This window comes from Actinomycetospora rhizophila, from assembly GCF_042657905.1.
GTDB classification, from domain to species: Bacteria; Actinomycetota; Actinomycetes; order Mycobacteriales; family Pseudonocardiaceae; genus Actinomycetospora; species Actinomycetospora rhizophila.
Map to the genome: position 1 here is coordinate 255,851 of NZ_JBHSKG010000002.1, position 14,273 is coordinate 270,123.

At 75.6% G+C, this 14,273-nt stretch carries 12 protein-coding genes; 11 read left to right on the forward strand and 1 reads right to left on the reverse strand.

The features are described 5' to 3' along the window. The first annotated feature begins 39 nt into the window (after positions 1-39). Together ACFPK1_RS05085 and ACFPK1_RS05090 are read left to right on the forward strand one after the other, a co-directional pair. Positions 40-561 carry a MarR family winged helix-turn-helix transcriptional regulator gene (locus tag ACFPK1_RS05085; protein ID WP_378019822.1) on the forward strand — a complete coding sequence of 174 codons (522 nt, stop codon included), beginning with the start codon at positions 40-42 and terminating at the stop codon, positions 559-561. Next, the gene (locus tag ACFPK1_RS05090) at positions 558-3,173 is read left to right on the forward strand and encodes an MFS transporter (protein ID WP_378019823.1); all 2,616 of its coding nucleotides are present in this window, start codon (positions 558-560) and stop codon (positions 3,171-3,173) included. Before ACFPK1_RS05085 ends, ACFPK1_RS05090 begins: the two co-directional genes overlap by 4 nt. 45 nt (positions 3,174-3,218) lie before the next feature. Here ACFPK1_RS05090 and ACFPK1_RS05095 read toward each other — a convergent pair whose 3' ends face one another. Continuing rightward, the gene (locus ACFPK1_RS05095; RefSeq protein WP_378020262.1) at positions 3,219-3,701 is read right to left on the reverse strand and encodes an inorganic diphosphatase; all 483 of its coding nucleotides are present in this window, start codon (positions 3,699-3,701) and stop codon (positions 3,219-3,221) included. 177 nt (positions 3,702-3,878) lie between these two features. Here ACFPK1_RS05095 and dacB point away from each other — a divergent pair, with 177 nt between their 5' ends. From dacB to ACFPK1_RS05140, 9 genes are all read left to right on the forward strand, one after another. Next, positions 3,879-5,345, forward strand: coding sequence for a D-alanyl-D-alanine carboxypeptidase/D-alanyl-D-alanine endopeptidase (gene dacB, locus ACFPK1_RS05100; RefSeq protein WP_378019824.1), 1,467 nt, complete (start codon positions 3,879-3,881; stop codon positions 5,343-5,345). Between the two features lie 30 nt (positions 5,346-5,375). Continuing rightward, positions 5,376-6,452, forward strand: coding sequence for a zinc-dependent metalloprotease (locus ACFPK1_RS05105; protein WP_378019825.1), 1,077 nt, complete (start codon positions 5,376-5,378; stop codon positions 6,450-6,452). Between the two features lie 6 nt (positions 6,453-6,458). Then, positions 6,459-7,496 (forward strand): tRNA lysidine(34) synthetase TilS, encoded by a 1,038-nt coding sequence (gene tilS, locus ACFPK1_RS05110; protein ID WP_378019826.1) that lies wholly within the window; start codon positions 6,459-6,461, stop codon positions 7,494-7,496. A gap of 14 nt (positions 7,497-7,510) precedes the next feature. Next, entirely contained in the window at positions 7,511-8,056 is a 546-nt protein-coding gene (hpt, locus tag ACFPK1_RS05115) for a hypoxanthine phosphoribosyltransferase (RefSeq protein ID WP_378019827.1), read from the forward strand. Between the two features lie 78 nt (positions 8,057-8,134). Then, positions 8,135-9,850, forward strand: coding sequence for an efflux RND transporter periplasmic adaptor subunit (locus ACFPK1_RS05120; protein WP_378019828.1), 1,716 nt, complete (start codon positions 8,135-8,137; stop codon positions 9,848-9,850). Continuing rightward, on the forward strand, positions 9,847-10,608 hold the full coding sequence (locus tag ACFPK1_RS05125; protein WP_378019829.1) for an ABC transporter ATP-binding protein: 762 nt from the start codon (positions 9,847-9,849) through the stop codon (positions 10,606-10,608). The genes ACFPK1_RS05120 and ACFPK1_RS05125 overlap by 4 nt, the downstream gene beginning before the upstream one ends. After that, positions 10,605-11,813 (forward strand): ABC transporter permease, encoded by a 1,209-nt coding sequence (locus ACFPK1_RS05130; protein WP_378019830.1) that lies wholly within the window; start codon positions 10,605-10,607, stop codon positions 11,811-11,813. Before ACFPK1_RS05125 ends, ACFPK1_RS05130 begins: the two co-directional genes overlap by 4 nt. A gap of 22 nt (positions 11,814-11,835) precedes the next feature. Then, the gene (locus tag ACFPK1_RS05135; protein ID WP_378019831.1) at positions 11,836-12,420 is read left to right on the forward strand and encodes a hypothetical protein; all 585 of its coding nucleotides are present in this window, start codon (positions 11,836-11,838) and stop codon (positions 12,418-12,420) included. A 252-nt stretch (positions 12,421-12,672) separates the two neighbouring features. Beyond that, positions 12,673-14,238 carry a helicase HerA-like domain-containing protein gene (locus ACFPK1_RS05140; protein ID WP_378019832.1) on the forward strand — a complete coding sequence of 522 codons (1,566 nt, stop codon included), beginning with the start codon at positions 12,673-12,675 and terminating at the stop codon, positions 14,236-14,238. Positions 14,239-14,273: the final 35 nt, after the last annotated feature.

Sequence of the window (14,273 nt, forward strand, 5' to 3'; positions counted from 1 at the left end):
GCATGCTTGTACGCAGCAACCGATTGTACGGAGCATGCAATGGAATCTTCGCGGCTCCCGGCGCCGCCGGGGGTGGACGACCGCTGGTTCGTCTCCGACCGCCTCGGCCACCAGCTCATCCGCGTCATGCGCGCGGTCGAGCGGGCGAAGGCCGGGAAGTCCGTCGGCCCGGACGGTGTCGAGCGCGCCGCCTACGTGCTGCTCGCCCGCCTCGTGCTCGAGGGCCCCCGCCGGTCGAACGCGCTCGCCGAGTCCGTGCACTCGGACCCCTCGACGGTCAGCCGGCAGGTCGCCGGCCTGGTCCGCGCCGGGCTGGTCGAGCGCCGCCCGGACCCCGAGGACGGCCGCGCGACCCTGCTCGCCCCCACCGACGAGGGCCTGCGCGTGTTCCAGGCCAACCGCGACCGCCGCAACCGCGAGATCGGCGCCATGACCGAGCACTGGGACGAGGCCGACCGGGTCCGCCTCGCCGAACTGCTCGAACAGCTGGCCGGCGACCTCGAGCACCACCACGCCCCCACCCCGCCGTCGGCCGCCCTGCGCGGCCAGGAGGCCTCATGAGCACGCCCGCCGTCGCCGCGGCTCCCCCGGCGGCATCCACCGGGAGCAGCACCGGCTTCACCCACCGCCAGATCCTCGTGATCCTGAGCGGCCTGATGCTGGGCATGTTCCTGGCCGCCCTCGACCAGAACATCGTCTCGACGTCGATCCGCACCATCGCCGACGACCTGCAGGGCCTGAACCTCCAGGCGTGGGCGACCACCGCGTACCTGATCACCGCGACGATCACGACGCCCCTCTACGGCAAGCTCTCCGACCTCTACGGGCGCCGGCCGTTCTTCCTCATCGCCATCGCGCTGTTCGTGCTCGGCTCGGTGCTGTGCACGATCTCGACGTCGATGTACGAGCTGGCGGCCTTCCGCGCCGTCCAGGGGCTCGGCGCCGGCGGCCTCATGTCGCTGGCCCTGACGATCATCGGCGACATCGTCCCGCCGCGGGAGCGCGCCCGGTACCAGGGCTTCTTCCTCGCCGTGTTCGGCACGTCGAGCGTCATCGGCCCCGTCGTCGGCGGCTTCCTGGCCGGCCAGCAGGAGATCCTCGGGATCACCGGCTGGCGCTGGGTCTTCCTCGTCAACGTCCCGATCGGCGCCATCGCGTTCCTCGTCGTCTGGAACGTGCTGCGCCTGCCGCACACCCGCCGCGAGCACCGGCTCGACTTCCCCGGCGCGGCCGCGCTGGCCGTCGGCCTGGTGCCGTTGCTGATCGTCGCCGAGCAGGGCCGCGAGTGGGGCTGGGGCTCCACGTCCGCGATCATCTGCTACGCCATCGGGGCCGTCGGCCTGGTCGCCTTCTACCTCGCCGAGCGGGCCTACGGCGAGGACGCGCTGCTGCCGCTGCGCCTGTTCCGCAACGGCGTGTTCAGCCTGACCTCGATCATCGCCGTCATCACCGGCGTCGGGATGTTCGGCGGCATCGCGATCGTCCCGCAGTACCTGCAGATCGTCACCGGCGCCGACCCGACGCAGGCCGGCCTCCAGATGATCCCGCTGGTCGGCGGCATCATGGTCGCCTCGATCGTCTCCGGGCAGCTGACCAGCCGCACCGGCCGCTACAAGATCTTCCCGGTGATCGGCCTCGCGCTGGTGACCGCGGGCATGCTGCTGTTCCACTTCCGGCTGCACGCGGACACCCCGTACTGGGAGATCGCGCTGCTGATGGTCGTGTTCGGCCTCGGGCTCGGCAACTGCATGCAGACCCTCGTGCTGGCCGTGCAGAACGCCGTACCGGCCCGGGACATGGGCGTCGCGACGGCGTCGGCGACCTTCTTCCGGCAGATGGGCGGCACGCTCGGCGTGGCCGTCTTCCTCTCCGTGCTGTTCTCGACCGTCGGCGACCGCATCCGCGACGCCTTCACCACGATCGCGCCCACGCCGGAGTTCCGCGCCGCCCTCACCGACCCCGCGGCGCTGGCCAACCCGGCCAACCAGGTCGCGTTCGACCCGGTCGCCGGCGCCGCGCAGGTCGCGCAGGACTCCTCGGTGCTGCAGCGGATGGACCCGCGCCTGGCCGAGCCGTACCTCGTCGGGTTCTCCACCGCGATGGACACGGTGTTCCTCATCGCCGCCTGCGTGATCGCCGTCGGCTTCGTGCTGGTGCTCTTCCTGCGCGAGGTCCCGCTGCGCACCCAGTCCGGCATCCAGGCCCGTGACGCCGAGAGCGCGGCGCCCGCGACGGAGGCCGCGAGCGCGGCAGCGGTCAACACCCCGGCCTCGACGCCGCCGGTCGCGGCGCCGACCACCACCGGGTGGGGGCCGCCGGACACCGCCGACGCGGGGCGGCACACGCGCGCCCCCGGGCCGACGGTCCACGGGCGGATCACGGGGACGGGCGGCAGCCCGGTCACCGCGCAGGACGAGGTCACCGTCTCCCTGCACGGGCTCGACGGCGCCCCGATGGAGCGCACGCAGCTCGACGAGCAGGGCGGTTACACCCTCGTCGCCCCGGCGTCGGGCACCTACGTGCTCATCGCCGCCTCGCCGCGGCGCCGGCCGTTCGCCGAGCTCGTCACCGTCGACGGCACCCCCGTGCGCCGCGACGTCGCCCTGGCCCGCGTCACCACGCTGGGCGGGCGGGTCACCGAGGCCGACGGGACACCGGTCCCCGGGGCGACGGTGACCGTCACCGACGGCGCCGGCGGGGTGGTCGGCGTGCGCCGCAGCGACGCCGACGGCCTCTGGGACGCCGGGGAGATCGCGGCCGGCGCCTACACGCTGACCGTGCTCGCCCCCGGCCGGGCGCCGCAGGCCACGCGCGTGGACGTCGGCGACGAGGGGGCCCGCCGCGACGTCACCGTGCCGGCGGCGCGCTACACGCTCGCCGGGGCCGTCCGCGCCGCGGGCGGGGCGCCGGTGCCGGAGTCGCTGGTCGTACTCGTCGGGCGCGACGGCGGCGTGGTGGCGTCCGCGGTGACGGGGGCCGACGGCCGGTTCCGCTTCGACGACCTCGCCCCCGGCCGGCACATGCTCACCGCGAGCGGGTTCGCGCCGGTCAGCCGGCAGATCGTCGTGGACGGCGGCGCCGTGCCGGGCGACGTGACCCTGACGGTGACGCCCCCGCAGCCCGCCGCGGCGGGGCGCCACGAGGAGCCCGACCTCACCCCCACGGGGGGCTGAGAGCACGCCGGCCGCCGGGACCAGGTCCCGGCGGCCGGCGGCGTCTCACTTCGCGGGCGCGCGCTCCAGCGACGCCTTGATCTCGGCCTCGGCCTCCGCGCGACCGACCCACGAGGCGCCCTCGACGCTCTTGCCGGGCTCGAGGTCCTTGTAGACCTCGAAGAAGTGCTGGATCTCGAGGCGGTCGTACTCCGAGAGGTGGTGGATGTCGCGCAGGTGCTCCTGGCGGGGGTCGCCCGCGGGCACGCAGAGCACCTTGTCGTCGCCGCCGGCCTCGTCGGTCATGCGGAACATGCCGATCGCGCGGGCCGAGACGACGCAGCCCGGGAACGTCGGCTCCTGGATGAGGACCAGCGCGTCGAGCGGGTCGCCGTCCTGGCCGAGGGTGTCCTCGATGTAGCCGTAGTCGGCCGGGTACTGCGTGGCCGTGAAGAGCGTGCGGTCCAGCCGCAGGCGGCCGGTGGTCTTGTCCATCTCGTACTTGTTGCGGACCCCCTTGGGGATCTCGATCAGTACGTCGAACTCCACGGCGTCGCTCACCGCTTCCTGTGCTCGGTCGTCGTGTCCGTCGGTCCCCGGTGGGTCGGCCGGAGGCCCCCGCCCTTCTCTAGTGTGGGGCACCGATCGGGGTGACCCGGCACACCACGGGGTGACCCGGCTCTCGTCCGGGTGAGGTGAACTGCAGGTGAGGAGGGGTGCGGGGTCGTGAGCGGCGAAGGACACCGCGCGGTCCCCGACGCGTCGTCCGCCGTTCGCCGGTGGGGACCGCGCCTGCTGTCGGTGGCCGTAGTCGTCGCGCTGCTCGCCGGTGTCGTCGTCGGCGTCACGCTGACCGCGCCGTCGTTCGCGCGCGCGGTGGGGCTGCCCGTGACGCTGCTCGGCGGCGAGACCGCCGACCCGCCCGAGCCCTCGACGCCGCCGATCCGCCTCGCCGCCGTCGGCGCCGACGCGCCGGTGCCGACCCAGGCCGGGCTCGCGGCCGTGCTCGACGCGCGCGCCGCAGCACTGGGCGACCTCACCGGCGCCGTCCTCGACCCCGCCACGGGCACCGCGCTGTGGAGCCGCCGGCCGAACGACCCGCAGGTGCCGGCATCGGTGACCAAGCTGCTCACGAGCTCGGCGGCCCTGCTGCGGCTCGACCCGACGATGCGGCTGACGACCTCGGTGGTCGCCGGGCCGACGCCGGACACGGTCGTGCTGGTCGGGGGCGGCGACCCGACGCTGTCGTCGCTGCCCGCCGGGCGCCAGACCGTCTACCCCGACGCCGCGCGCCTCGACGACCTCGTCGCGGCGGTCAACGCGTCCCGCGCGGGTCAGCCGCCGGTGACGCGCGTGCTCGTCGACGTCTCGCACTACGAGAACGGCGGGGGCAACGGTGTCGCGCCCGGCTGGGACCCCACCGACGTGGCCAGCGGGTTCGTGGCGCCGATCGTGCCGGTGATGCTCGACGGCGGGCGCAGCGACCCGACGGTGCTCGACGTGCCCCGCACCGCCACCCCGGCCTCCGACGCCGCCCGCGAGCTGGGCGCCCGCCTGTCCCCGGGTGGTGCCGCGCCGACCGTCGCCGTCGGGTCCGCGCCGCCCAACGCGCCGGTGCTGGGCCAGGTGCAGTCGCCGCCGGTCACCGAGCTCGTCCGGACCGCGCTGCAGAACTCCGACAACGTCCTCGCCGAGGCCCTCGGCCGCGAGGTCGCGCGCGCCGTGGGGGAGCCGACGACGTTCGACGGTGCCGCGCGGGCGGTGACCCGGGTGCTGGGCGAGGCGAACATCGACACCACCGGCGTCGTCCTCGCCGACACCAGCGGGCTCTCGGTGAACGACCGCGTCCCGGCCACCGCGCTCTCCGGGGTCCTCGCGCCCGCCGCCGCCCCGACCGGCACCGACCCGCGCACCGCGGCGCTGCGCCCCCTGCTCGACGGGCTGCCCGTGGCCGGCGGGGGCGGCACGCTCGCCGACCGCTACGTCGCCGGCACGCCCAGCGCCGACGGCCGCGGCTGGGTGCGGGCGAAGACCGGGACGCTGACGGCCGCGAACGCGCTGGCCGGGGTCGTCGACACCGCCGACGGACGCACGCTCGTCTTCTCGTTCATGAGCAACGGCGTCGACCCGGGGACGGCCCGCCCGCGCCTCGACGCACTGGCCGCGGCGCTGCACGACTGCGGCTGCCGCTGAGGAGTGCCGGCCGCGACGTACGGTGGAGCCGTGTCCGTCGACCTGACCTCCGCGCCCCGCGGCACGGGGCTGCCCGTCGACTGGGGCCTCGCGATCGCCACCGGCACGCGCCTGGTGCCCGCAGGGCCCGCGGTCTCGCCCGCGGAGGCCGCCGCCGAGGTGGCCCGGCTCCGCGAGGGCGCCCGCGTCGGCGAGCAGCACGTGCGCGCGCTCACCGGGATGGGCGCCGGCCTGCCGGTGCCCGAGGCCGACGTCGTCGACCGCCCCGGCTGGATCCGCTCCGCCGTCGACGGGATCGCCGCGCTGCTGGCCGACGCGCCGCTGCCCGGCCCGCCCGACGGCATCGTCGGCAGCACGGTCGGACGCGTCACGCGCTCCGCGGCCGGGCTGCAGATGGGCACCCTGCTCGCGTTCCTCGGCAGCCGGGTGCTCGGCCAGTATGACCCGTTCGGTGGCCCTGAGCAGGCCGGGCGCCTGCTGCTCGTGGCGCCGAACGTCGTCGCCGCCCGCCAGGCGCTCGACGTCGACGGCGACGACTTCGCGCTGTGGGTGTGCCTGCACGAGGCCACCCACCGGCTCCAGTTCACCGCCGTCGACTGGCTGCGCGACTACTTCCAGGGCGAGGTCGCGACGTTCGCCGGCGGCTTCGACCGCACCGCGTCCGGCGCCGTCGACCGCCTGCCCGAGATCGTCAAGGCGATCCGCCGCGAGCCCCCGCGCGACGGGATGGCGCTGGTCGAGATGTTCCAGGGCCCCGAGCAGCGCGCCGTCCTCGACCGCCTGCTCGCCCTGACCACCCTGCTCGAGGGCCACGCCGAGCACGTCATGGACGAGGTGGGCCCGGCCGTCGTGCCGTCGGTGGCCACCATCCGGGCGCGCTTCACCCACCGCCGCCGGGGCGGCAGCCTCGTCGACCGGCTCCTGCGCACGCTCCTGGGCGTCGACGCCAAGATCCGGCAGTACGAGCAGGGCCGCGTCTTCGTCGACCACGTCGTCGCCCGCGCGGGTATCGACGGGCTCAACGCGGTGTGGACCTCGCCCGAGACCCTGCCCCGGCGCGCCGAGATCACCGACCCGGACGCCTGGCTCGCCCGCGTCCACGGCTGACGTCCCGTGGCGCGCGTGCCGGCACCGGTCGCCGAGGTCCGGCGCGCGGTGCGCGAGGCGCTGGAGGCTCGCCCCGAGGGAACGAACGCGCGGTTCGCTGCTTCTAGGCGCGCGAACTCCCCGTTGATCATCGCGTGCTCGGGCGGTGCGGACTCCCTCGCGCTCGCCGCCGCGGCGGTGGACGTCGCGCCGGGCGCGGTGCAGGGCGTCGTCGTCGACCACGGGCTGCAGGACGGCTCCGCGGACCAGGCGCAGCGGGTCGCCGGGCAGTTGCGGGAGCTGGGGGTGGCGAGCGCGGAGGTCGTCGCCGTCGAGGTCGGCGCTGCGGGCGGACCCGAGGCCGCGGCCCGCGACGCCCGGTACGCCGCGCTGCGGGCGGCCTCGCGGGACCGGGGGGACGCGCCGGTGCTGCTCGGGCACACCCTCGACGACCAGGCGGAGACGGTCCTGCTCGGGCTGGGCCGGGGCTCGGGGGCGCGCTCGCTCGCCGGCATGGCGGTGTGGGCCCCACCGTGGTGCCGCCCGCTGCTCGGCGTGCGCCGGGCGACGACCCGCGCGGCGTGCGCGGCCCTCGACCTCGCGGTGTGGGACGACCCTCACAACGACGATCCGCGCTACACCCGCGTGCGCCTGCGCCACGAGGTCCTGCCGGTGCTCGAGGAGGCGCTCGGCGGCGGTGTCGCGCCCGCCCTCGCCCGCACCGCCGCGCAGCTGGCCGACGACGACGCCGCGCTCTCCGCGCTGGCCGCGGGGCGTCTGGAGGTGCTCGTCGGCGCCGACGGGACGCTCGACGCGGTCGCCCTCGCCGGGGAGGCGCCCGCCGTGCGCCGCCGGGTCCTGCGGGCGTGGCTGGCCGCGGCCGGCGCCCGGGAGCTCTCCGACGCGCATGTTCGTGCCGTGGACAGCGTCGTCGCGCAGTGGCGCGGGCAGGGGGTGCCGCCGCTGCCGGGCGAGTTGGTGGTGGTGCGGGCTCATGGCAGGCTTCGGGTGCTCGTGGGCCCGACGGCCCCGGCCCGTACCGCCGGGCCGTCCCCGACCCGGTGAGGAGCCCGACAACGGTGTACGACGGCGACATCGCGTCCGTACTGATCACCGAGGAGCAGATCCAGGACAAGATCGCCGAGCTGGCCGAGGAGATCGGCGCCACGCACGGCGAAGGCGACCAGGACCTCGTCCTCGTCGGCGTCCTCAAGGGCGCCGTGATGTTCATGACCGACCTGGCCCGCCGGCTGCCGGTGCCGACCCAGCTCGAGTTCATGGCCGTCAGCTCGTACGGGTCGTCGACCTCGTCCTCGGGGGTCGTGCGCATCCTCAAGGACCTCGACCGCGACATCTCCGGGCGTCGCGTCCTCATCGTCGAGGACATCATCGACTCCGGGCTGACGCTGTCGTGGCTGCGCAAGAACCTCGAGTCGCGCGGGCCCGCGTCGCTCGACGTCGTCACGCTGCTGCGCAAGCCGGAGGCGGCCAAGCTCGACGTCGACGTGGCCTGGGTGGGGTTCGACATCCCCAACGAGTTCGTCGTGGGCTTCGGGCTCGACTACGCCGAGCGCTACCGCGACCTGCCCTACATCGGGACGCTGGACCCGCACGTCTACGCCTGAGCGCGGTCGGTGAACCGTCACTCAGTCGATCGGACCCCGGCCGACGGCCTCCGGTGACGACTGGATAGCGTCCGCCACATGGCGGGTGCGCGTCGCTCTCTGTGGCTCGTCAACGGAGCCATTGCTCTCGTGGTGCTGCTCGCGATCGGCGGCACGGTCGTCGGGCTCACGGCGAGCGGCGGCAGCGACGACGCGGGGCTGCGGACGACGCCGGTCGGGCGGGGGACGGTTGCCGAGACGGTCACCGCCTCCGGCGCGGTCACCAGCGCCCGGAGCTCGACGCTGAACTTCGCCGCCGGCGGGCGCGTGGAGGACGTGCGCGTGGCGGTCGGCGACCGCGTCGCGGCCGGCGACGTCCTCGCGACCCTCGACCCCGAGTACGCCGAGGCCAACCTCGACGCCGCCCGCGCCCAGCGCGACTCCGCCCGCCAGCAGCTGCGCGACGCCCGCGAGGCGCGCGACAACCCGTCCACGACCGCGGCGGCGCCGGCAGCCCAGCAGCCGGCAGCCCCGGCCGCGGGAGGCGCCGCCGTGCCTCCCGCGGGAGGGGCGGCGGCCCCGGTCGCGCCCGCTCCGGCCCCCGCCGGCGCGGGCGGTAACGGCGGGACCGGTGGCACCGGCGGCCAGGGCGGTCCGGGCGTCATCGGGGGCAACGGTGGCCAGGGCGGTCACGGCGGTGCAGGTGGGCCGGGCGGCCCGCAGGCGCCCGCGGCCCCGCAGTCCCAGCCGCAGAGCAGGCCCCTCGTCGGGGTCAACGGGCTGCGCAGCATGCCCGCCGCCGATCCGAAGGCCGCGCCGGCGCCCACGCCGACGCCGACGCCGGGTGCCGGTGGTTCGGCCGGGGCCGGTGGCTCGACCGGTGCCGGAGCCGGAGGGGCGGCCGGCGGTGCAGCCGGCGGGACGACGCCGGAGGGGCAGGTCGCGTCCGCCGAGGCGGCGCTGGCGCAGGCCGAGGCGTCGGTGATCCAGGCCGAGAACGCGACCGAGGACCTCGAGCTCTCCTCGCCGCAGGACGGCACGGTCGTCAGCCTCGACATCGGCCCCGGGCAGCTGGTCCCGGCCGGCGGCACGACGACGAGCTCGACGTCGTCGGGCAACCCCACCGGCGGCACGCTGCCGGACGGCACCGCCGGGGGCACCGGCGCCGCGGCCGGCGCGGCCGCGGCGGGCGCCTCCGGGGCGAGCGCGGCCGGCGGTGGCGGCGCCACGGGCGGCGGCGGCTCGTCGGTGACGGGGTCGCCGAGCACGCCGGCCGCCATGACCGTCCTCGACCTCACGTCGCTGCAGATCCGCGCCGACGTCCCCGAGCTCGACGTCGGCCGGCTCGCGGTGGGCCAGCCGGTGGAGGTGTCGGTGAACGCGCTGCCCGGGCAGGCGCTGCCGGGCACCGTCACGGCGATCGACCTGCTGCCCGGCGCCGGGACGTCGGTCCAGTACGGCACGGTCGTCACGCTGACCGGGCCGCCGCCGAACCTGCGGCCCGGGATGTCGGCGAGCGTCGCGGTCACCGTGCAGCAGTCGCCGAACGTCACGTTCCTGCCGTCGGTGGCGGTCATCCCGATCGGCGGGGAGGGGGCGATCGCCGGGACGGTGCAGGTGCTCGGGCCCGACGGCACGCCGCAGCCGCGGACCGTGGGCCTCGGGCTGAGCTCGGACACCACCACCGAGGTCCGCTCGGGCCTCGCGCCGGGCGAGCTCGTGGTCCTGCCGGGTCCGGACACGGCCAACCCGTTCGGTCCCGGTCAGGGCCCGCCGCCGAGCACCCAGGGCGGTCAGGGCGGCGGCGGAGGATGACCGGGCAGGTCGACCACGTCCTCGACGTCCGGAAGCTCTCGAAGGTCTACGGCGCGGGCGAGACCGCCGTGCACGCGCTGCGCGACGTGGACCTGACCGTGCGCCGCGGCGAGTACGTGGCGGTGATCGGGCACTCCGGGTCGGGCAAGTCGACGCTGCTCAACATGCTCGGCTGCCTCGACGCCCCGACCTCCGGGCGCTACCTGCTCGAGGGCCTCGACGTCGCCGACCTCGACGAGCGCCAGCAGGCCGTCCTGCGCAACCGGCAGATCGGGTTCGTGTTCCAGGCGTTCAACCTCATCCCGCGCACGACCGCGCTCGCGAACGTCGAGCTGCCGCTGGTCTACGCGGGGGTCGGGCGGCGCGTGCGCCGCGAGCGGGCGATGGCCGCGCTCGCGCTCGTCGGGCTGCAGGGCCGCGAGGACCACCGCCCCAACCAGCTCTCCGGCGGGCAGCAGCAGCGCGTCGCCGTCGCGCGCGCCCTCGTCACGTCCCCGGCACTGCTGCTCGCCGACGAGCCCACCGGCAACCTCGACTCGCAGAGCACCGCCGACGCGCTCGCCCTCTTCGACCGCCTGCACGCCAGCGGGCGGACGATCGTGCTGATCACCCACGACGACGAGGTCGCCGAGCGGGCCGAGCGCGTCGTGGTGGTCTCCGACGGGCGGCTCACCGAGGCGGCACGCAGCATCCAGGGGAGCACGCCGATAGGGGAGCTGCCGCGCCGGAGGCCGGGCACCGCGGGCGCCCGACGATGAGCGTGGTGGAGATCGTCCGCTTCGCGGTCCGGGGCCTCATCGCGAACCGGCTGCGGTCGCTGCTGACGATGCTCGGGATCATCATCGGGATCGCCGCGGTCATCCTGCTGACCGCGCTGGGCAACGGGGCGTCGCAGTACATCCAGGGCCAGATCGCGGGCCTGGGCGCCAACAGCATCACGGTCCTGCCGCGCCAGCCGCCCGAGAGCGCGGGGACCAGCGGGCGCCCGCTGACCACCGGTGACGTGCGCGCGCTCGCCGACCCGCAGGGCGCCCCGGACGTCGCGTCGGTCTCGCCGGTGGCGCAGCTGTCGGCCTCGGTGGACGCGGGGCGCTCGCGCACCGACGCCACCGTCGTCGGCAGCACCCCGTCCTACTTCCCGGGCGCCAACGTCCAGATCGGCACCGGCCGCGCCTACACCGACGCCGACGTCGAGGCCGGCCGCAAGGTCATCCTGCTCGGGCGGACCGTCGCCGACGACCTCTTCGGCGTCGGCTCCGACCCCGTCGGGCGCGACGTGCTCGTGCGCGGGGTGCCGTTCGACGTGATCGGGACGCTCGCGCCCGCCGGCCAGGGGCAGGGGCTGGCGAACCCCGACGAGAACGTGCTCGCGCCGATCACGGCCGTGCAGGGCTCGCTCACCGGGTTCGGCGACCTCAGCCAGATCGTCGTGCAGGCGCGGTCGACGGAGGCGCAGGCCGCCGCCGAGAGCGAGATCAACAGCATCCTGGACCGCCGCCACGGAATCGAGAACCCGGACAACCGCGACTACCAGGTGCTGTCCGCCCGCCAGCTCGCCGACGTCCTCGACGACACGCTCGGTGCCTTCACCCTGCTGCTCGCGGCGATCGCGGCGATCTCGCTGGTGGTCGGCGGCATCGGGATCACGAACATCATGCTGGTGTCGGTCACCGAGCGGACCCGCGAGATCGGCATCCGCAAGGCCCTCGGCGCCCCGCCATCGGCGATCCTCGGCCAGTTCCTCGTCGAGTCGATCATCCTCAGCGTGGTCGGCGGCGTCCTCGGCGTCGCCGTCGGCTACGCGGGCACGCTCGTGCCGCTCGGCGACTTCCGGCCCGTCGTCCTGCCCTCCGCCGTCGTCGCCGCGGTCGGCGTCTCGGCCGCCATCGGCATCTTCTTCGGTGCCTACCCCGCCCGCCGCGCCGCGCGCCTGCGGCCCATCGAAGCGCTGCGCCGTGAGTGAGGCGCGCTCCCGGGAGGATCTCGTGACCCAGCCGTCCGACGGCGACCGCCCGACCGACTCGTCCCCGGCCACCGAGCAGATCGCGGTGCCTCCGGCGGCCCGGCGCTCCGACCCGCCGCCGGGCAGCACCCGCACGGCCGAGCAGGAGCGCCCTGACGCGGACGTCGAGCGGAGCCGGCAGGACCACGCGGCGGCGGTGCTCGACGAGCCGGTGGACGACGTCGACCTCGCCACCCGGCTGCGCCGCCCCGGGCTGGCGCGCTCGACGCGCATCCTGCTGCTGGTGCTCGGCGCGATCGTGTGCGTCGCGCTCGGCGCGCTCATCGGCCGCGCCACGGCCCCCGACACCGGGCCCGGCTCGGTGCCCGACCTGCTGGGCGTCGTCGAGTCGGTCCAGCCGACCGGTGGCGGCTACCCGATCGTCACGATCCGCTCGGGCGACGGCACCCAGACCGCCCTGCGCACAACGGCGGGCACGAGCGTCGCCGTGCCCCGCCCCGACGGGCCGGCGGGCCTGCGCGTCGGGCAGCAGGTCACGGTGCACGCCGAGCGGGGCACCGACGGCGCGATCACCGCGGTGCGCGTCGACGTCCCCGCGGGGCCCTGAGCGCGCCGCACCACGTCGAGCGAGGGACCCCCCGGCTGCGTAGCAGGCAGCGAGGGACGCCCTCGCGCCGCGAGGGGCACGTTGCGCATGATCGACAGGCGGGAAAGCCTGCCGAACGTGCCGGTCGTGGCGCCTCCGCGTCCCCGGAGCGTGCTGACCGCATCGAGCCGGCGGATTTCCTGACGTCCAACGTCAGCGTGGCCGCCACGCTGATCCACCCCCGCGAGCCCCGACCCCGCTAGCCTGCCTCCCGTGGCCGACCAGGGTGCTGCTGCAGAGATCGCCGCCGGGTACGCGACGGAGGGCGCGGCCCTCGAACTGGGGACCGTCGTCGTCGACGGCACCGTCGACCCCGCCGCGAGGGTCCGGATCCCGTTCGCGACGCTGAACCGGCACGGCCTGGTGGCCGGCGCGACGGGCACCGGCAAGACGAAGACGCTGCAGAACCTCGCCGAGCAGTGCTCGGCGGCCGGGGTGCCGGTGCTGCTCGCCGACATCAAGGGCGACCTGTCGGGGCTCGCGCGCCCGGGCGAGCAGAACGACCGCGTCACCCAGCGAGCCACCGACACCGGCGACGACTGGACGCCGACCGCGTACCCCGTGCAGTTCCTCTCGCTGGGCGCGGGGATCGGCATCCCGGTGCGCGCGACGATCACCGGGTTCGGGCCGATCCTGCTGGCGAAGGTGCTGGGGCTCAACGAGACCCAGGAGTCGACACTCGGCCTGATCTTCCACTGGGCCGACCAGCAGGGCCTCGCGCTGCTGGACACCAAGGACCTGCGCTCGGTCATCCAGCACCTGCTCTCCGACGAGGGCAAGGCGGCGCTCAAGGGCATCGGCGGGGTCTCGACGTCGACGGCGGGCGTGATCCTGCGGGCGCTGGTCAACCTCGAGGCGCGCGGCGGCGACGGGTTCTTCGGCGAGCCGGAGTTCGACCCCGCCGACCTGCTCGTCGTCGAGGGCGACGGCAAGGGCCGGGTGACGCTGCTGGAGCTGGCCGACCAGCAGGCCGACCCGATGCTCTACTCCACGTTCCTCATGTGGCTGCTCGCCGAGCTCTTCGAGGACCTCCCCGAGGCCGGCGACATCGACAAGCCCAAGCTCGTCTTCTTCTTCGACGAGGCGCACCTGCTCTTCTCCGACGCGTCGAAGGCGTTCCTCGACCGCATCGAGCAGACGGTGAAGCTCATCCGGTCCAAGGGCGTCGGCGTCTTCTTCTGCACCCAGCAGCCCACCGACGTCCCCAACGACGTGCTCTCGCAGCTGGGGGCCCGGGTGCAGCACGCGCTGCGGGCCTTCACCCCCGACGACCAGAAGGCGCTCTCGCGCACCGCGCGCACGTACCCGAAGAGCAAGGTCTACGACATCGAGACCTCGCTGACGTCGCTGGGCACCGGCGAGGCGATCGTCACCGTCCTCTCCGAGCGCGGGGCCCCGACGCCGGTGGCGTGGACGCGGGTGCGGGCGCCGCGCTCGCTGATGGCCGCGATCGGCGAGCCCGCCGTCACCGAGGCGGCGAAGGCGTCGCCGCTGTGGGGGAGGTACGGCACGCCGGTCGACCGCGAGTCGGCCTACGAGAAGCTCTCGGCGAGCACCGGGGCGACCACCGCCCCGACCCCCGCCGAGCCCGTCCCGGCCGGTCAGCCGCCGCAGCCGGCGCCGCCCCAGGCGCCGCCGCCCGAGCAGGACGAGGGCCCCGGCTTCCTCGAGAAGGCCGCGAGCAACCCGGCGGTGAAGTCGTTCGTGCGCTCGCTGGCGAGCCAGCTCGGTCGCGAGATCACCCGCGGCCTGTTCGGCACCGCCCGCCGGCGGCGCTGAGGGCGGATACCCGGCCTGTCCGGTTCGGCCGGTCG